Below are 16,311 nucleotides of genomic sequence, written 5' to 3'. Positions count from 1 at the left end.
AACCCTGATTGGCAATTTCGCTTCGCTACATCGCCGCGCTATCCTTCCCTACCCTCAGCGAAGCGGGGTCGGGACTGCCGCTTTAACGTTCACACCTAACCGATAATCTTGCTGTACCATCCCAGCCCAAAAGCTTTGCAGGCTAACGTGAAGTTCAACGGCGGCGCGATCGCGATGATGCCAACGAGAAACTCTTCAACTGTCCGTTGCAACGACAGGTTAGCCCGCCGCTTCCGGTTTAACGAGTTGACTTGCCGCGCCGCTAAACTCAGCGATCGCACCCCAACAAGTAGAACGCGAATCTCAACCGCAGCAAGTAGAACACGAATCTCAACCGCCCACGCGATCAACGAAGGAAACAAGATCTGGCGCATCCCTACGAGAGTCGGGATAACGCTCCGGTTGAGCGGCGACCAGAAAACTTAAACGATAGACGAGAAAACCCTGCACGTCCGCTCCAACCGGCTTGTTATGCGGCGTTGCTACGAATGACAATCGCTCAGTAACCCGGAGGGCGTTGAAATCTACCGACGACTTGATCGATCTCCTGAGCGATCGCAAGCAATTCTATCTCTCGCCAACGCTTTCCAATGATCTGCATTCCAATGGGTAGCCCTGTCTGGGTTTTCCCGATTGGAATCACGATAACAGGATGCCCTGTAAAAGCAAATGGCATCGTGTAAGCACTTGACGCAAGAAGATAGGGAACTTGTCTACCATCGATTTCAATTGCTGTTCCGCTAGGGCGATGCGTAAAAGCTGGCGTTGCTGACACTGGGCAGATCAGCACATCCCATTCAGCAAGCTCTTGATCCATTTGCACAATCAGGCGATCGCGCTCAGTCAGCGCCTCAAAATAATCTTTCAATTTTGGATTCAATAACGCGGGGAAAAGCTGACTCAGATTATTTAAGTTTCTCAGGGCTTTCTCGCCTTGAGTTGCTTCCCGAAACATAAAACTCAGTGCCCTGCGAGCTGTATTCCAATCAGATGCTTGGGCATAGACATTATTGAATGCTGTGACTTGATTACAAACTTGAAACATCTCAGCTAAGTCAAGGTTGTCTGGTTGCCAGCGTTGCACGTTCGACCCTGATTGCATCAGGGTTTGGATAACGGATTGAATCGCTGCCGCGATCTCGGAACAAACGGGAACTTCATCCCAACCATCCATCCATGTAATTTGCAGATTTGACAAAGACTTGCCAGATGGCGTGTCAAGAGGCACAGGCGGCACATCTGGTTGCAAAGGATCAGCACCCGCAATCACAGAAAAACATAATCGCAAATCCTCAACTGATCGGGCAAAACATCCCACGGTCATCATTTGACGGATGCACTTAGGCATTCCGGGGACTTCTGGAATATGCCCCCTCGTGGAAACGCGACGATCGGTTGGCTTCAAGCTATACACACCGCAGAAATGGGCAGGTTGGCGCATGGAACCACCGAAATCGTTGCCTAACTCTAACGGCGTTAAACCCGTTGCGATCGCCGCTGCACTCCCGCCAGAACTGCCTCCCGCCGTACAATTTAAGTTCCAAGGATTATTGACACGCGGAAAAAGACTATTGGTACTTTGGAAATCACCCGCTAACTCCGCCAAATTCGACTTCCCTAGAATAATTGCTCCGGCTGCTTTTAGTCGTGCAATCACCGCCGCATCTTGCTTGGGAACATAATCTTTCAGCGGCTTATAACCTGAAGTTGTGCGAAGTCCTGCGGTTTCAAAAACGTCCTTGACAGTCATTGGAATACCGTGGAGTACGCCCCAATTTTTGCCTTGAGCTAGGTCTTCGTCGGCTTGCTTGGCTCGTTGACGAGATTGCTCTTCATCTAAGGTGCAAATCGCATTGAGTTTGGAGTTGTGCTTGGCGATTTGCTCTAAATGAGCATCTAGCACCTCAACCGCAGAAACTTCGCGATCGCGGATCATCTGGGCAAGTTGACAAGCTGAGGTAAAAACAAGATCGCTCATGGTTGTATTGCAGTCGAGGTGAGGCTAATTTTCAAGTACTTACAAACAGCACCAACTTAACATCAAACGCCCCACCGACATCCTTGACGTACAACCCCAACCGATAAACTAAGCGGCATAACTTATGTTTAGACTGATCTCGTCTAGATAACCTCCCTGATTCGGGTGATTAGACTGAAAATTGTCTGGCTAACCCTCCCAAGGGGGCGATTAGGCTGAAAACTCTCTGTCTAACTCTCCAAACTTGAGATTAGGGCAGACAAGGCTCTGCATAACACCACGAAATTGGAGAGTTAGGCAGAATCACACTTGCATCAACATAATATCTTTGGACTAGGAAATAATTCGATAACTTCAAGAAATCTTTGTAGTTGGCACGGTGATATTTAGTACGTTAATACTATTTAACTTCTCTGTAACTCCTTTATGGAACCGCGCCCCTAAAAAACTGCTTGACCAAGTTCGTGATGCCATTCGTCTGAAACACTATAGACATTGAAGCTTTTCTTAATCATCTGACAGTCTCAGAGCAAGTTTCTGCCTCTACTCAAAACCAGGCGCTCTGTGTCTTGACTAAAACGGAAGGTACAAGGAACGAGTCGATCCCCAAATGCCTGATTAACGTTTCTCCAAAAAATGGGGTATTCCAAAAAATCAAAAATCTGTGTAAGATGTCCGCAGGTGGAGATCACGCCCCGGAAATCTGATTTACGAGATCAAATCTCCGAGGACTTCCACCTAAGTTAATTGCACTAACTTCGGAGGCGTTCATGATTGTACTACGTCTGCTTTGCGATGGGATCTTGAAAGGTTGGAATCAAGATCCTGCATACCCTTCACACCACTGGGGAGCGTTTGAGAAGTCTGCGCTCCCATCCTCTTTGAACTAAACAGGGAGGACAAAAGAATATGGCCGTTAGGAGACACCTTCCTGACTCGGTTTCGTTTAGCTTTGAGTTGCAATGCTCGTTAGTGAGACGATACCAAGTCACCGTTACCTTGGATTTGCAAGAACGATTAATCTTCATGCCCTCTGGCATTCTCTCAGACGTGAGAGATTGTATTGAAAAGTTTGTTGAACAATTGAGTGAAGTTGCCTCAAATCAATTAGCCTATCTCAAATGGGATGGCACGAGCGATTTGACGACTGAATATCAAGTGATTCGCGTGTTGGCGGGCTATCAAGTGCAACGGTCTTTAATGAAGTTCGATATTGTCATGGGCGCTGGTTCACTCATACACCTGGAGGAATTGCACAACAAAAAGACAATTCAGCTATAGAACAACTATAGAAGTCTGGGGGGCGTTGATAATTCAATTTGCGGCTCCCTTAATGACCTGCCAGCGATCGATGCCAATCGGCTCCCGTATGCCCCGTTGTCACCCACAAAATTGCTCGACTCCCATCGCGAATCACCTTAGACAGCGGCTCTTGAGGTTGGTCAGACGGAACGGCGATCGGCTTGACCTGAATGCCGCGACTCCCCAACACAATTTCGCCCACAATCTGAGCGCGGCGCATGTGATAGTCCGAAGTCACTAGATATACACTCTCAACGCCCTGCTGTTGAAGCTCATCGACAATCGTCGTAAAATTCGTCACCGTATCAACCGCCTGATAGTCGAGATTCAACCGTTTGAGATTGACCCCTGCATCCACAAAAACTTGCTCTGTATAATCTCTGGGGCTGCCCGAAGAAATCCAAATCGGCAAATTGGGATGCTCTAACGCAAACTCAGCCGTGAACTTTTCTCGCTCTAATTCTGAAGTCGAACCCCCCAAAACCAGAATCGCCTGCGGCCGCTCAAAATAAATGCGAACCGCCCTCACCCCAAACCAGATCACCAACGGCAACAGCACGATCGACAAGGGAAAAGACTTACGCTTTGAACGACCCGATCGCTTACTTACCATGACTTGCCTCGATCGCATTCTGCACCCCCACGTCAAAACTGTCGTCGCCTTACTACGATCGATACAAAACCTTCAAAAGTCTACTGCACTCTCAATCTCAACTCAAGGAATCATCCTTAACCTCAAACGGCTATTCGGTTCTTCCCGGCTGCCTTGGGCGTTCTGCTTCCGCCTGGACGATCGTCGCTTGAATTCTCGGCACCGCAAAAAACTTTTGAGTATCCGCTAACAGCTTTTCGCCCCAAAGATTTTCCTTCAGGAATGTGAGATCACTATATCGACTGTCCAATCGGATCGCCGCTTCGCCAAGCGCCAAGGCTTTGTCACGATCGCCTTTCTTGTACAGCCCGATCGCCGCCGCTAATCTCGGTTCAGCCGCTTTAGGGTCGAGCGCTGCTGCTGCCTGCCATCGCTTGATTGCCTCATCCAGGTCGCCAGATTCGTACTTGATCAAGCCAATATTGTTGATCGCAGGCCAATACTTTCTATCTTGAGCCACCGCTTTTTCGTAGCTAGCGATCGCCTCAGCATTTTGACGCTGCATCAAGTGAGCATTGCCCAAATCAAACAGCGCACCGGGCACATTTGGCTTAATCTTGAGACCCGCCTGAATGGAAGCGATCGCTTCACTGTACTTCTTCTGCTGAAAGTAAGCAGTACCCAGCGCAAACGAAATATTGGCATTTCTGGGATCTAGCGTCTGAGCACGTTTGAGCGCCACTACTCCATTATCGGGCTGGTTTACCTGAAGATACAGCCCACCCAAAACCGCCCAAGCCTCCGGAAGTTTGGGAGCCATCTGCGTCGCCAACCGCGCTCTCGACAGAGCCAACTCGGACTGCTGAAACTGAGCAAGCTGCGTCGCTTCTTGAATCAGACCAATCCCTTGCTGCTCTAACTTAGTGGCATCAAGCTGTACGACGTGGGGCACTAGCGCTTGGGCAAAAGCGGATTGAGTGGCAGCCCACAGTCCAAAAATGGTCAGGGCAGAGAGAAAAGAAATGCGTTTGGGCACGGTACAGCCTTACCAGAAACGATCGAGGGGTCACAGCCAGCTTAATCGATCTTGCTAAAGTTGGGGACAAAAATTAATCTAAACCGAATCGAAAATTAACCGATCAAAATGAGTTTTGGGCGACGATCAGCGCTAAGGTAGTGAACCTGAAATCTTCTCTCAAGCCGCACCTCCTATGGATCGTTTCACCGTCGAAGTCATTTCCCAAACGCCCAATCCCCAGCAGACGATCTACGCAGCGATGCACCAAGATTACGCCGAAGGGTTTGTCTGGGAGGAGCGCGATCGCTTTCCCGACGAAGCCAAATGCGGTGAGGTGATCGTCAAACAACTCCTCGCAGGCAATCGCGGTCACTACGGCCCACTAGAACACCCGCAAATCGTGCTCAACTGCGGCTGGTTTCCCCACAGCACCATGCAGCAAATTCGGACTCATCGCGTCGGAATCTCTTTTGATGTCCAATCTTTCAGGTACACAGGACAACGGATTGTGGATGTGGTAGAAGGCAAGCGAGAGGTCGAAGAAGTCTTTTATTTGCGACCTTTGGGATTTTATAGCGATCGCCAGGGCAAAAAATATGAATACACCCTGGAACAGCGTCAGCAGGATATTGAATGGTGTCTCGAAGCCTGTCGGCGCTATCAGCAAAGAATTCTCCAGGGCTTCTCAGAAGAACACGCCAGAGGACTGATCCCCTTTGATGTGCGCCAGCATTGGGTGATGTCCGCCAACGTGCGATCGCTGATGCACTTAGTCGATCTGCGCTGGAAAGCCGACGCTCAGTTAGAAGCGCAAAAACTCTGTGAATGTCTCTGGAAACCTTTTCACGCCTGGGTTCCCGAAATCGCCGACTGGTACGAGTCAAACCGTCTCAAAAAAGCGCGACTGGCCCCCTAAGTCAGGTTCTCACCACCCAATCCCCTAATTTCTCTAAAGTCTGTGCTAGAAAGGAAATCAAGTGTTTGACTGCACAATTTGGAGCCACCATGTACCGCAACGATCCTAATGACCCCAGCACGATCGGCCGCGAATTGAAAACCCATATTGGTGTCCTGGGTGGGCTAATTGGGCTGATGTGGCTCATCGAAATTGCCGATGTCTTTGTCGGCGGTAGACTCAACCTTTTTGGCATTATTCCTCGCACCGAGATTGGCTTGCGGGGAATTTTATTTGCGCCCTTTCTACACAATGGGTTTGGGCATCTGATTAGCAACACCATTCCCTTTATTACGCTGGGCTGGTTTGTCATGTTGCGGGCCGTGAGAGAATTTTTTGTCGTCTCAGCGATCGCCCTTCTCGCCAGTGGCATCGGAGTTTGGCTGTTTGGCTCCCCTGGCATTCATTTGGGCGCGAGTGGAGTGGTGTTTGGCTACTTTGGCTTCCTGCTCTCGCGGGCTTATTTTGAACGCAGTGCCCTGGCGATCGCAATCTCTGCGGCAGTTGGCTTGCTATACGGTGGACTGATTTGGGGAGTTCTGCCGACCCGCATGGGCATCTCCTGGGAAGGTCACCTGTTTGGCTTTATCGGAGGTGTGTTAGCCGCTAACTGGCTGTCGTCTCGCCGCAAGAGCCAACGTTAAAATTGGTGCGCTTCGCGTAGGGTTAAGCCACACGAGACGCACCATTGTAAGTCACGGTAGGATCTCAAGCCCTACTTACCATAGTTTGGCTCTGGAGTAATTTCTCCAATTCGATTGGGCGGCCAAAAACGCACCACAGCGCGACCGATGATTTTCTCACGCGGCACATAGCCCCAATAGTGGCTGTCATAGCTGTTATTGCGATTGTCACCCAGCACGAGATAAGAATCGGCAGGAACCCGCTCAGGTAGCCCAATCATTTCAGGTCGCCAGTTATACTGTGGCGCTTCTTCGATGTAGTTTTCGGCGATCGGCTGATCATTGATAAAAACTCGACCGTTTTTGACCTCCACCTTATCGCCCGGTAGCCCAATCACTCGCTTGATAAAAGCATCATGAAAGTTTTGCTTCTCAAGCGTGCTAGTGGGTGAAAAGACAACAATATCGCCGCGTTGGGGATTGTTAAATCGATAGCTGAGTTTGTCTACAATCAGTCGATCGTTGATTTGCAGCGTGGGCAACATTGAGCCAGAAGGAATGTAGCGAGCTTCTGCCACAAACTGCCGAATGCCGATCGCCAGCACCGCGCTGAGTCCGATCGTCTTTAGCCCCTCAAGCCAGGGATTGTCTTCCTTATTCATAGATTTGTCTTTAGGTGCCGGGTTCTCTATGCGAGTCATCAGGGTGTCAGTGCCAGGGAAAAGGAGAGGGTGTAACAAGGGGAATGTCTGTGCATCTAGTCTACAAGATGTATCCCAGATAGCTCTTAACTGTACAAAGTTTTTACGGTGTCATCCGCACAAATACCTTGATCTCTCCCTATAATCAAAATCGCTACGAGTCGTTTAGAAATGGTTCTTTTTGACGCATGGTTGCTTCATCTCTGCTGATCCAAAATGCCCAGATTTTGCTGCCAACTGGGGAGTTTCTCCTGGGCGATGTGCAGACGCAAGGGGGGAAGATTGTCCAGGTTGGTTCAGACTTACCTCCCGATGAAGCCCTTACTATCCTAGACGCGACGGGGTTAACTTTGTTGCCAGGAGCGATCGACCCACAGGTACATTTTCGCGAACCAGGGTTAGAGCATAAAGAAGATTTGTCCAGCGCCAGCCGGGCCTGTGCGAGAGGGGGGATCACCTCCTTTTTGGAGATGCCCAACACGCGACCGCTGACGACGACCCAAGCCACTCTCGACGACAAACTCAGACGCGCTGCCGAAAAATCATTGGTCAACTACGGGTTCTTTATCGGAGCGACAGCTCAAAATTTACCGGATTTACTCGAAGCCAATCCCGCCTGTGGCATCAAAATTTTTATGGGATCGATGCACGGCGATCTGCTGGTGGACGAAGAAACGTCACTGGAGCCAATTTTCGCCAAAGGCGATCGCTTGATTGCCGTTCATGCTGAAGACCAGGCGAGAATTCGCGATCGCCGCCTCCAATTCGCCGATGTCACTGATCCCGCAATTCACTCTACGATTCAAGACAATCAAGCGGCTCTGAATGCGACGATGCTGGCGTTAAAGCTGTCCAAAAAATATCAGCGACGCTTACATATTCTCCACCTATCCACGGCAGAAGAAGCCGACCTGTTGCGGCAAGACAAGCCTGCCTGGGTGACGGCCGAGGTCACCCCTCAACACTTGTTGTTGAATACAGCCGCCTACGAAAAAATTGGTTCCTGGGCGCAGATGAATCCCCCCTTGCGATCGCCCCACGACAATCAAGTGCTGTGGCAGGCGTTGCTTGATGGTGTGATCGACTTTATTGCCACTGACCATGCGCCCCATACGTTAGAAGAGAAAGCGCAGGCTTACCCCAACACCCCTTCTGGAATGCCCGGAGTCGAAACATCTTTGGCGCTGATGCTGACTCAGGCGGCTCAAAAACGCTGTACCGTGGCCCAAGTGGCCCACTGGATGTCTACGGCCGTTGCCAAGGCGTACAAAGTTCCTCACAAAGGGGCGATCGCTCCCGGCTATGATGCTGATCTGGTGCTGGTCGATTTGCAGACTTATCACCCTGTTTTGCGAGAGGAGCTACAGACGAAGTGTGGCTGGAGTCCCTTTGAGGGGTGGAGTCTGACGGGTTGGGCCCAGGTGACGATCGTTGGAGGACAGATTGTGTACGATCGCGGCACGTTCCACTCTGAAGTGAGAGGACAAGCACTGCGATTTGATGGTTGAGCTAGACAGAATTTCGCAGTCATTCGACCGTCCGTCACTCAATTCCACTACTCAAACTGGACGGCTACCCATCGTCGCTATCTGGAAAAATTTCGGGAGAAAACATCGACCAGAGCGCTTGATAGTAAGGAGCGTAATAGTTAGCCTGAGAAGGTTCGAGGTACGATCGCACTTCTGCTCCCAGGAGGTGAATTAGTTGGCGCACCAGTTCCCAGCGGACTTTGAGCCTCGGATACAGCATCACACAGAGGGGAAATAATTCCTGCTGAATCGCGCTAATGTTGTTTTCTAGCACGCACACCCATAGATAAACCTGAAACATCTCCACATCTCGAATGCTCGAAATCTGCACTGACAGCTCGTTGAGAGCACCTGTGTGACATTGATATCGAGGGTAGAGCTTGAGAACTCGTGAGACAATTTTTCGCGAGATCGCGCTGCTTACAGGTAAAAGTGTCTGCACGAGTTGCAGTGCAGGAGAGTCGTAGTCATGTTGAGCCGCCATTCCATAAGCTCGCTGTAAGGGCATGTATAGATGGTCATCGATCACTTTGAAGTAGTCAGTCAAAACAATTTGCTGTGATTTGGGAAGCAGCGACAGCAGCATTTGCCCACTGTAGTGAAATTGCATACTCACAAAGCCGATCACCCGTGGATCTACGTGCGTGTATTTATGGCGAATCTTGCCCAAATCAGCCGAGACCAAAACCGAGAGCCGCGCTGGGGACAAGTTATTTGCGTATGCTGACAGCGCTTTTTCGTAGATGTCATACGCATCTTTGGCAATGTCCCACGGATTGATCAGGTGAAAATCAATCTCATGTCTGACCACTTCTCTCGCAAGAAGCGCTTCGGTTTTGATCCAGGCTTGAGCGATCGTCGGACGCAGCGTCTCCAACAGATTGCGGGTCAGATCACGTCGCACCCCTCTTTCTGAGACTCGTTCTAAATACTGATCTTGCGCTGCCAGCTTTTCGACATAGCGTTTGGCCCATACTTGAGACAAAGACTGAATCGATACGTCTCCTGCCACCCCTGGGAGAAGGGACGGCCTATCGCTTAAGTTCACGGCGCTCTCCTGATATCTATGGTTACGGGACTCCCATCACTAGCTAGAGAATAAAGCGAGTCAGGTAATTTCCGAATCCGTAGGAAAACGGAGTAAAGACGACATCTGGATGACTTCAGTAGTTCTTCATAACTTTGAGCGCTAGAATTGCGCGAGCTTTAAACAGACCAATCAAAGGTTCAGCGATTTTGCCCACTCACCCGCGATCGCGGTTCCTCTAGAGTCGATCGCCCTGAGTTGAGCCTGACGACCCGACTGGGGAGCATGGGCAAGGCTAATTTGCAGGTAGTGATCAGGCTGGTAGGGAAGCCGTTCTGACCATTCGATCGCCACGATCCCCGGTTTTACTTCGACCCCTTCCCAGTAGATCTCCGGGCACATTTCAGCGGCTTCTACCGAGTTGAGACGATAGAGATCTAAGTGATAGAGAGGCACCCGTCCGCTCAAGTATTCATTGACCAAGGTAAAAGTTGGACTATCGATCGCTTCATCCACGCCCAATCCTTCCCCGATCCCCTGCACCAGGGTCGTTTTACCGCTCCCCAAATCCCCCTCTAACAACAACACGTCCCCGGCCGAGAGCCTCTGTCCCAACTGCACCCCCAACCGACGAGTGGACTCCGCATCCGCCAAAAAAATCACCTGAGAAGTCACAAAATCTTGACTCATCCCTCATCCCTCATCCCTCATCCCTCATCCCTCTGTCCTCCGCCCTCTGTCCTCATCCCCCTTCTCTCACCCTGCCATACCAGCGCAACAAAACTCTCGCCAACTGCTCAGAATCGTGTCTTACCAATCCGGTTTCTTCATCTTCATCCATCACATTGGCTCGAATAATGCGACGACCTAACTGCATCACTGCATCGCGATCGAGCGCCACTGGATGAGAGAGTTCCTCAGCGTATCGAATCAGCGCTTTGGGCGATGGAGACTGTTTTTGTACCAGAACGGCATCAAATAGCTGCTTTCCACAGGCGGCATCGATCGCTCGAATGTGATCTGCCACACTGTAGCCATCGGTTTCCCCAGGCTGAGTCATGATGTTGCAGACGTAAACACAGGGGACTTCACGCTGGTTGATCGCCGCTGCAATTTCGGGAGCCAGCAGGTTAGGAATGACGCTGGTGTAGAGGCTGCCCGGCCCGATGATAATATAGTCGGCTTTATAAATCGCGTCTAAGGCTCTGGGGACGGCTGGGGGATTGGGAGGGGTGCAGCCGATTTTAACAATCTTGCCGCCCGCTTCTGTGATGCTCGATTCGCCTTCGATGCGTCGCCCGTCTGCCAATTCTGCCCAGAGTTTCACATCGCTGAGGGTGGCGGGTAAGACCTGACCGCGCACGGCTAGTACTTTGGAACTTGCGGTAATGGCTTGCTCAAAATCTCCGGTAATCTCGCTCAAAACCGTGAGAAATAGATTCCCAAAGCTGTGACCGACCAGTCCATCTCCAGCTTTAAAGCGGTATTGAAACAATTCTGTGAGCAGTTTTTCTTCGTCGGCCAGGGCTGCGATACAGTTGCGAATGTCGCCAGGAGGCAAAACCCCAATCTCTCGACGCAATCGCCCCGACGAGCCACCATCATCCGCTACGGTGACGATCGCTGTAATATTGCCGCTTGATCGTTTGAGTCCTCGTAAGAGCGTAGACAGGCCCGTTCCACCGCCGATCGCCACGATTCTGGGCCCGCGATTGAGCCGACGAGCCGTAAGCAACACATCGACCAGTTCTTCACTGCGATCGGGCATCAGCACTTCGGTAATAGCACCAAACGTCCGGGTCTGCCCCCAGAGGATCAGCAAGATGCCAGCCACCAATACCAGCGGGCCACTGATATAGCTGGGCACCGATCGCGTAATGGTTTCTAACAAATCTCCTGCAAACTGAGTCAGATAAAAAACGGGTGTCAGCTTGACCCAAATCGCCAACCCCAAACTCACCAGCAAGACTCCTCCCGCACTGATCAACATCCACCGTTTGACCAGCAAGCCCGGAGCCAGCCACTTAAACCATTGCCCTAACCAGAAGGGCGTAAAATGGCGGGATTCCTGCCGAAACGTCCGCATTGCCTGTTTAATTAAGCTGTTTGTTGTCATTACGCTCTACACCAGGAACAGAAGATAGGGGCTGACTGCATCAATGATGAACCTTACCTTTAGCAGCAGGATAACTCAAGTTGAGAAGAGGAAAGACAGAGGGATGAGGGATGAGAGATGAAGGATGAGGGATGAGGGATGAGGAATGAGAGAAAGTGTGCTTTTGGCGGAAGGCAGGAGAGTAGATGATTCTGGTAGAGTCGTAACAGCGAGAGCTAGAGTGATCATCGCGGGCGATCGCCGTTTGCGCTTCAAATTTCGGGCTGCTTAAGCAAAACTTCAAACAGGCGATCGCAATCTATCAAAATCGAAGTCAGAGATATCGACATTCCTACCAATAGAGTCAATTTCTTTCATCCCTCATCCCTTCTCCTACCCTGTTCTAATTCTCAAGCAAATGGTTGAGCCGCTGGTCGAACTTAAGGGAATCTGTAAGACCTTTGGGCAAAATGTTGTCCTGGATCACGCAGATTTGACGATTTATCGGGGTGAGGCGCTGGCAATTATTGGCCCTTCGGGCACTGGCAAGTCTACGGTGCTAAGAATTATTGCTGGGCTATTGGCTCCTGATGCGGGTGAAGTTTATATCGGGGGCAGACTGCGCCAGGGATTGCTCGAAGATGAGGTCGGGACGCTCAATATTGGCATGGTCTTCCAGCAGGCCGCTTTGTTTGACTCTTTGACCGTCGAGGAGAATGTCGGGTTCCTGCTCTACCAACACTCTCGCCTACCGCGTCGTCGGATTCGAGAACTGGTCTCTCAACGATTGGAGATGGTTGGGCTGGCTGATATTCGTCGGCAATATCCTGCGGAGCTTTCGGGGGGCATGAGAAAGCGGGTCAGCTTTGCGCGGGCGATTATGGCTAATCCAGATAACCCGGACGATACGCCAGACATGTTACTCTACGATGAGCCAACTGCGGGACTCGACCCGATCGCCTCTACGGTGATTGAAGATCTCGTCAGGCATCTACAGCGCATTCAGGGGGGCTGTCAGAGTTATGTAATGGTGACACACCAGCAAAGCACGATTCGCCGCACGGCTGATCGAGTTGTGTTTCTCCATCACGGCAAAATTCAATGGCAGGGGAAAGTTCACGAGATTGATACCACAGATAATCCGCTGATTCGGCAGTTTTTTAGCGGCAGTGTGGAAGGGCCAATACAAGTGACTGGGTAGAGACTATGCGATTTCCTGGGAGGAATCTTGCTTTGCGATCGCGAACGGTTCGAGAAGGCTCTGTGGGACTGTTTATTTTGGCGGGAGTTGGGCTGTTTGTCGGCCTGGTGATGTGGGTTCGGGGGATGAATCCGGGGAATCGCAGTTTTGCGGTAACGGTGGATTTTGCGACGATCGGGGGTGTTCAATCGGGTTCACCTGTGCGCTATCGAGGGGTGACCGTGGGTCGGATTTCTCGTCTCGCGCCTGGCCCTAATGGGGTGGCTGTAGAGATGGCGATCGCGCCTGCTGATTTGATCATTCCTCGCGATTCAGAAGTGACGGTGAATCAGTCAGGGTTACTGGGCGAAACCGTGTTGGATATTGTGCCTCGTAAACCTTTACCAGAAGGGGCGATCGCGGCAAAACCGTTGGATAAAGACTGCAATCGAGAACTAATTCTCTGTGAAGGATCGCGGCTGAGTGGGGCGCTGGGCATCAGTACCGATGAGCTATTGAGGGCGACGATTAAGTTTGCCGATGTCTACAGCAATCCGCAGTTTACCGGGAATATCAATACGCTGACCAAAAATTCGAGTGATGCGGCGGCGGAGATTGCCACGTTGAGTAAGGAAGTCACGGGATTGGTCAGGTCGGCTAGAGGCGAGGTGGCAACTTTCTCCAAAACGGCAGCGTCGATCGGCAGTGCGGCAGAGCAGCTTAATTTGACGGCGGGGCAAGTGAATAGTTTGGTGACGGCTAATCGGGCGACGCTGGTTTCGACGCTGGACAATTTGAATCAAACGAGTGGTCAGTTGAGGGTGACGATCGCTCGATTGGGGCCGACGCTCGATCGGGTTGGACAGGGTGAATTGATTCGTAATTTAGAAGTTCTCTCAGCCAATGCGGCTCAGGCTTCGACTAACCTCAAGGATGTCACCGTCGCGTTAAATAATCCTTCTAATCTGACGGTTTTGCAACAGACGCTAGAATCGGCGAGGGCGACGTTTCAGAATGCTCAAAAGATTTCAGCCGATTTGGACGAGTTGACGGGCGACCCAGCCTTGCGAGACAATTTGCGGAATTTAATCAACGGATTGAGTGGGTTAGTCTCTTCGACACAACAGTTACAGCAACAGGCGCAAGTTGCTCAGATTTTGGCGAATCCGCCTCAAGCTCAAACTCAGGTCAACCCAGAAGTTTTGAAAGCGATCGCTCCCCGTTCATCTAACTTAAACGCTCCGGCTCAATCTCTTCCTCAATCTAATCGCATTCCTAATTCAGTTCCACCTCAAAACTAGCGAGGAACCAATTCATTGAAATGTCCTGGATTCTCTCGTCTGCTTCAACTGGAATTGCTGCATTTGTTGCAACCAACATTGATGATTTGCTGATTCTAATGTTGTTTTTTTCTCAAGTGAATGTAGCTTTTCATAGACGAGATATTTATGTGGGGCAGTATTTAGGATTTGTGGCAATCGTACTTCTCAGTCTGCCTGGGTTTTTTAGCGGATTGTTGATTTCTAAACCTGTGATTGGACTGTTGGGATTTGTACCGATCGCGCTTGGAATTCGCCGTTTAATTTGGTCAGAAGATCATGAAGTACAAACGGTAAACCTTCTGGACAATTTGAATCAAAAGCGTTTGAGCAATCGCCTTGTCAGTCCCCAAGTTTTCAGTGTTGCGGCGGTGACTTTAGCGAATGGCGGCGATAATATTGGCATCTACATTTCACTATTTGCCAGCCAAAATTTCGCAAGTTTAAGTGTAATTCTCAGCGTATTCTTTGCTTGTGTGGGTGTGTGGTGTTTGGTTGCAGATTGGCTTTCAAACCATCGGGCGATCGCGCCTATTTTGACCCGCTATAGCTCTGTGTTGGGGTCGATCGTTCTCATTGGTTTAGGAATTTACATTTTGGCTGAGAATAGATCCTGGTTACTGATTCCAGGTTTTTCTAGCTAACTCCAGTCATCTCGCTTAACTCCACGCCCTTTATAAACCTGCCCAATCTCATGAATCTGGCGAGTTTTTTCATAGAGCTTTTCTTCGGTCAGTTGCCACTTTTTGAGAATATTATCGAGGTCAGATTTGATGTCTCTCGCACCCGGAAAATCGTTGTAGCGCATTCTCAAGCGGGCTAACTCTGACAGATTGTACTCATTAGGTTCGCCATTTAGAAGGGTATCGACGACCTGGCGATCGTTATTCCATAAGGGATGCTGCTGGTCTTTGTTGTCTGCCATCTGACTCGCCTGAAATTGACACCGCAATAGTATAGTATGCCAAGCGAAATTTGAGTGATGAATCCGTTAATTCTCTTGAGCTTTGATTTAGAAGAATTTGACGTGCCCAAAGAGTATGGGTCGATTTATCAGACTGATCTAATTATTTGTCTAAACAAAGAACAACTCATTTTTAGACAAGCTTTTGAATATTCCAGTTTTAGAGGTGAGCGATCGCTTAGAAAACTATTTGAACTGGATCAAACCATATCAAACCATATCAAACCATATCAAACTATATGGTAAATTTGCTACGTCTTCTAAATTTCAAGTCCAATTAAATCCTGTTAATCTATTCAGAAAGTAGTTTAGATTCAGCAACAACGGATGAGATCAAAATAGCCCATCCGTTAGCCAATTTACTGCTTTCTAATGCCCATTCATCGTTAGCTTTTCCTTGGATTGGTAGCTTTCAAAAATTCGCTTTTCGGGGTCAACACCACTAAAAGTTGGCGGCAACCAAACGCGAACGACTAGCAGTAATCCCATCACCATTAAGAATGCACAAGTGGCTAAAACCTGCGTCCACTGCACTTCTAAAACGCCTCTGACAATCACTTCTCGCAACACAGAGACGATCGCCACCTCAACGGCCACGCCGATCGAAACGCGCTGTTCTTGTAAGTAAATAATCAACAGTCGAAATAACTCAACCAAAATCAACAAAAACAAGATATCTGACGTAACTTCTTTGAAGTGCAACGGCGGCAACAATGAAATAAACATCGCCCGAAGCTGAATCACCATTACACAGAACAGTCCGACGCACAAAGACACGACAATGCCGTCCTGCACCGTCTCCAAGGCCCGAACGAGATGAGCGCGGCCAAGAGATTCATTTGAGGCAAGCGTAACTTTTGGTGTCTGCTGCATGAAAAATTGTTTCACCGACTCAACAGTTCTATTTAAGTAGAAGGAACGCTTATTTTAACGTGAATTCGATGAAGTCTTTCGCTACGGTTACTAATCCGGCCAGCCCCCTAAATCCCCCACCAGTGAGGGACTTTGAACGAGAAATATTGTCTCAA

General features: G+C 49.8%; 20 protein-coding genes. 10 read left to right on the top strand and 10 right to left on the bottom strand.

Features of this window, described 5'->3' with window-relative positions; genetic code table 11:
- Window positions 1–95 precede the first annotated feature (95 nt).
- Both ACKFKF_RS30355 and ACKFKF_RS30350 read right to left on the bottom strand, forming a co-directional pair.
- Window positions 96–374 carry a hypothetical protein gene (locus tag ACKFKF_RS30355; protein ID WP_446871108.1) on the bottom strand — a complete coding sequence of 93 codons (279 nt, stop codon included), beginning with the start codon at window positions 372–374 and terminating at the stop codon, window positions 96–98.
- A gap of 125 nt (window positions 375–499) precedes the next feature.
- Complete coding sequence (locus ACKFKF_RS30350) at window positions 500–1,978, bottom strand: amidase (RefSeq protein WP_446871107.1); 1,479 nt, start codon at window positions 1,976–1,978, stop codon at window positions 500–502.
- A gap of 488 nt (window positions 1,979–2,466) precedes the next feature.
- On the opposite strand from ACKFKF_RS30350, the gene ACKFKF_RS30345 reads away from it, so the two are divergent.
- Both ACKFKF_RS30345 and ACKFKF_RS30340 read left to right on the top strand, forming a co-directional pair.
- A complete protein-coding gene (locus tag ACKFKF_RS30345) occupies window positions 2,467–2,685 on the top strand; it encodes a phage integrase N-terminal SAM-like domain-containing protein (RefSeq protein WP_446866286.1) in 219 nt (72 codons plus the stop codon).
- 202 nt (window positions 2,686–2,887) lie between these two features.
- Entirely contained in the window at window positions 2,888–3,259 is a 372-nt protein-coding gene (locus ACKFKF_RS30340; RefSeq protein WP_446867993.1) for a hypothetical protein, read from the top strand.
- A gap of 49 nt (window positions 3,260–3,308) precedes the next feature.
- Here the strand turns inward: ACKFKF_RS30340 and ACKFKF_RS30335 are convergent, their stop codons facing one another.
- Both ACKFKF_RS30335 and ACKFKF_RS30330 read right to left on the bottom strand, forming a co-directional pair.
- Entirely contained in the window at window positions 3,309–3,911 is a 603-nt protein-coding gene (locus ACKFKF_RS30335) for a YdcF family protein (RefSeq protein ID WP_446871105.1), read from the bottom strand.
- Window positions 3,912–4,023: 112 nt separating this feature from the next.
- The gene (locus ACKFKF_RS30330) at window positions 4,024–4,908 is read right to left on the bottom strand and encodes a tetratricopeptide repeat protein (RefSeq protein ID WP_446871103.1); all 885 of its coding nucleotides are present in this window, start codon (window positions 4,906–4,908) and stop codon (window positions 4,024–4,026) included.
- Window positions 4,909–5,083: 175 nt separating this feature from the next.
- On the opposite strand from ACKFKF_RS30330, the gene thyX reads away from it, so the two are divergent.
- Together thyX and ACKFKF_RS30320 are read left to right on the top strand one after the other, a co-directional pair.
- Window positions 5,084–5,806 carry an FAD-dependent thymidylate synthase gene (thyX, locus tag ACKFKF_RS30325; protein ID WP_446871102.1) on the top strand — a complete coding sequence of 241 codons (723 nt, stop codon included), beginning with the start codon at window positions 5,084–5,086 and terminating at the stop codon, window positions 5,804–5,806.
- A 65-nt stretch (window positions 5,807–5,871) separates the two neighbouring features.
- Window positions 5,872–6,489, top strand: coding sequence for a rhomboid family intramembrane serine protease (locus tag ACKFKF_RS30320; RefSeq protein WP_446871101.1), 618 nt, complete (start codon window positions 5,872–5,874; stop codon window positions 6,487–6,489).
- Window positions 6,490–6,560: 71 nt separating this feature from the next.
- Here ACKFKF_RS30320 and lepB read toward each other — a convergent pair whose 3' ends face one another.
- Window positions 6,561–7,130, bottom strand: a complete 570-nt coding sequence (gene lepB, locus ACKFKF_RS30315; RefSeq protein ID WP_446862052.1) for a signal peptidase I — start codon at window positions 7,128–7,130, stop codon at window positions 6,561–6,563.
- Window positions 7,131–7,357: 227 nt separating this feature from the next.
- Between lepB and ACKFKF_RS30310 the strand changes: the two genes are divergently transcribed.
- The gene (locus ACKFKF_RS30310) at window positions 7,358–8,677 is read left to right on the top strand and encodes a dihydroorotase (RefSeq protein ID WP_446871099.1); all 1,320 of its coding nucleotides are present in this window, start codon (window positions 7,358–7,360) and stop codon (window positions 8,675–8,677) included.
- 64 nt (window positions 8,678–8,741) lie between these two features.
- Here the strand turns inward: ACKFKF_RS30310 and ACKFKF_RS30305 are convergent, their stop codons facing one another.
- From ACKFKF_RS30305 to ACKFKF_RS30295, 3 genes are all read right to left on the bottom strand, one after another.
- Complete coding sequence (locus tag ACKFKF_RS30305) at window positions 8,742–9,746, bottom strand: hypothetical protein (RefSeq protein ID WP_446871098.1); 1,005 nt, start codon at window positions 9,744–9,746, stop codon at window positions 8,742–8,744.
- A 171-nt stretch (window positions 9,747–9,917) separates the two neighbouring features.
- Entirely contained in the window at window positions 9,918–10,415 is a 498-nt protein-coding gene (gene tsaE, locus ACKFKF_RS30300) for a tRNA (adenosine(37)-N6)-threonylcarbamoyltransferase complex ATPase subunit type 1 TsaE (RefSeq protein ID WP_446871097.1), read from the bottom strand.
- Between the two features lie 52 nt (window positions 10,416–10,467).
- A complete protein-coding gene (locus ACKFKF_RS30295) occupies window positions 10,468–11,841 on the bottom strand; it encodes a gluconeogenesis factor YvcK family protein (RefSeq protein WP_446871096.1) in 1,374 nt (457 codons plus the stop codon).
- A 145-nt stretch (window positions 11,842–11,986) separates the two neighbouring features.
- On the opposite strand from ACKFKF_RS30295, the gene ACKFKF_RS30290 reads away from it, so the two are divergent.
- The 4 genes from ACKFKF_RS30290 to ACKFKF_RS30275 all read left to right on the top strand — a co-directional run bounded on the left by ACKFKF_RS30290 (window position 11,987) and on the right by ACKFKF_RS30275 (window position 14,963).
- Window positions 11,987–12,112: a hypothetical protein gene (locus ACKFKF_RS30290; protein WP_446871095.1), complete on the top strand. Its 126-nt coding sequence runs from the start codon at window positions 11,987–11,989 to the stop codon at window positions 12,110–12,112.
- 126 nt (window positions 12,113–12,238) lie between these two features.
- Window positions 12,239–13,021, top strand: a complete 783-nt coding sequence (locus tag ACKFKF_RS30285; protein ID WP_446862046.1) for an ABC transporter ATP-binding protein — start codon at window positions 12,239–12,241, stop codon at window positions 13,019–13,021.
- Between the two features lie 5 nt (window positions 13,022–13,026).
- Window positions 13,027–14,301, top strand: a complete 1,275-nt coding sequence (locus ACKFKF_RS30280; RefSeq protein ID WP_446871094.1) for an MlaD family protein — start codon at window positions 13,027–13,029, stop codon at window positions 14,299–14,301.
- A 20-nt stretch (window positions 14,302–14,321) separates the two neighbouring features.
- A complete protein-coding gene (locus ACKFKF_RS30275; RefSeq protein WP_446871093.1) occupies window positions 14,322–14,963 on the top strand; it encodes a cadmium resistance transporter in 642 nt (213 codons plus the stop codon).
- On the opposite strand, the gene ACKFKF_RS30270 is transcribed toward ACKFKF_RS30275, so the two are convergent.
- A complete protein-coding gene (locus ACKFKF_RS30270; protein WP_446862043.1) occupies window positions 14,960–15,244 on the bottom strand; it encodes a DUF3288 family protein in 285 nt (94 codons plus the stop codon). The two genes, ACKFKF_RS30275 and ACKFKF_RS30270, sit on opposite strands and share 4 nt — an antisense overlap.
- Window positions 15,245–15,301: 57 nt before the next feature.
- Here ACKFKF_RS30270 and ACKFKF_RS30265 point away from each other — a divergent pair, with 57 nt between their 5' ends.
- Entirely contained in the window at window positions 15,302–15,529 is a 228-nt protein-coding gene (locus ACKFKF_RS30265) for a hypothetical protein (protein ID WP_446871092.1), read from the top strand.
- 123 nt (window positions 15,530–15,652) lie between these two features.
- On the opposite strand, the gene ACKFKF_RS30260 is transcribed toward ACKFKF_RS30265, so the two are convergent.
- Entirely contained in the window at window positions 15,653–16,156 is a 504-nt protein-coding gene (locus ACKFKF_RS30260; protein ID WP_446871091.1) for a phosphate-starvation-inducible PsiE family protein, read from the bottom strand.
- Window positions 16,157–16,311: the final 155 nt, after the last annotated feature.

It is taken from the genome of Phormidesmis sp. 146-12, assembly GCF_052939495.1.
This window is presented reverse-complemented; position numbering and strand designations above follow the sequence as displayed.

Excerpts from the sequence above, each read along its gene's own strand:
- ACKFKF_RS30350 (WP_446871107.1), bottom strand. The coding sequence starts at position 1,978 with ATGAGCGATCTTGTTTTTACCTCAGCTTGTCAACTTGCCCAGATGATC.
- ACKFKF_RS30335 (WP_446871105.1), bottom strand. The coding sequence starts at position 3,911 with ATGCGATCGAGGCAAGTCATGGTAAGTAAGCGATCGGGTCGTTCAAAG.
- lepB (WP_446862052.1), bottom strand. The coding sequence starts at position 7,130 with ATGAATAAGGAAGACAATCCCTGGCTTGAGGGGCTAAAGACGATCGGA.
- ACKFKF_RS30295 (WP_446871096.1), bottom strand. The coding sequence starts at position 11,841 with ATGACAACAAACAGCTTAATTAAACAGGCAATGCGGACGTTTCGGCAG.
- ACKFKF_RS30260 (WP_446871091.1), bottom strand. The coding sequence starts at position 16,156 with ATGCAGCAGACACCAAAAGTTACGCTTGCCTCAAATGAATCTCTTGGC.
- ACKFKF_RS30310 (WP_446871099.1), top strand. The coding sequence starts at position 7,358 with ATGGTTGCTTCATCTCTGCTGATCCAAAATGCCCAGATTTTGCTGCCA.
- ACKFKF_RS30275 (WP_446871093.1), top strand. The coding sequence starts at position 14,322 with ATGTCCTGGATTCTCTCGTCTGCTTCAACTGGAATTGCTGCATTTGTT.
- ACKFKF_RS30265 (WP_446871092.1), top strand. The coding sequence starts at position 15,302 with ATGAATCCGTTAATTCTCTTGAGCTTTGATTTAGAAGAATTTGACGTG.
- ACKFKF_RS30280 (WP_446871094.1), top strand. The coding sequence starts at position 13,027 with ATGCGATTTCCTGGGAGGAATCTTGCTTTGCGATCGCGAACGGTTCGA.
- ACKFKF_RS30355 (WP_446871108.1), bottom strand. The coding sequence starts at position 374 with ATGCGCCAGATCTTGTTTCCTTCGTTGATCGCGTGGGCGGTTGAGATT.
- tsaE (WP_446871097.1), bottom strand. The coding sequence starts at position 10,415 with ATGAGTCAAGATTTTGTGACTTCTCAGGTGATTTTTTTGGCGGATGCG.
- thyX (WP_446871102.1), top strand. The coding sequence starts at position 5,084 with ATGGATCGTTTCACCGTCGAAGTCATTTCCCAAACGCCCAATCCCCAG.
- ACKFKF_RS30270 (WP_446862043.1), bottom strand. The coding sequence starts at position 15,244 with ATGGCAGACAACAAAGACCAGCAGCATCCCTTATGGAATAACGATCGC.
- ACKFKF_RS30290 (WP_446871095.1), top strand. The coding sequence starts at position 11,987 with ATGAGAGAAAGTGTGCTTTTGGCGGAAGGCAGGAGAGTAGATGATTCT.
- ACKFKF_RS30340 (WP_446867993.1), top strand. The coding sequence starts at position 2,888 with ATGGCCGTTAGGAGACACCTTCCTGACTCGGTTTCGTTTAGCTTTGAG.
- ACKFKF_RS30285 (WP_446862046.1), top strand. The coding sequence starts at position 12,239 with ATGGTTGAGCCGCTGGTCGAACTTAAGGGAATCTGTAAGACCTTTGGG.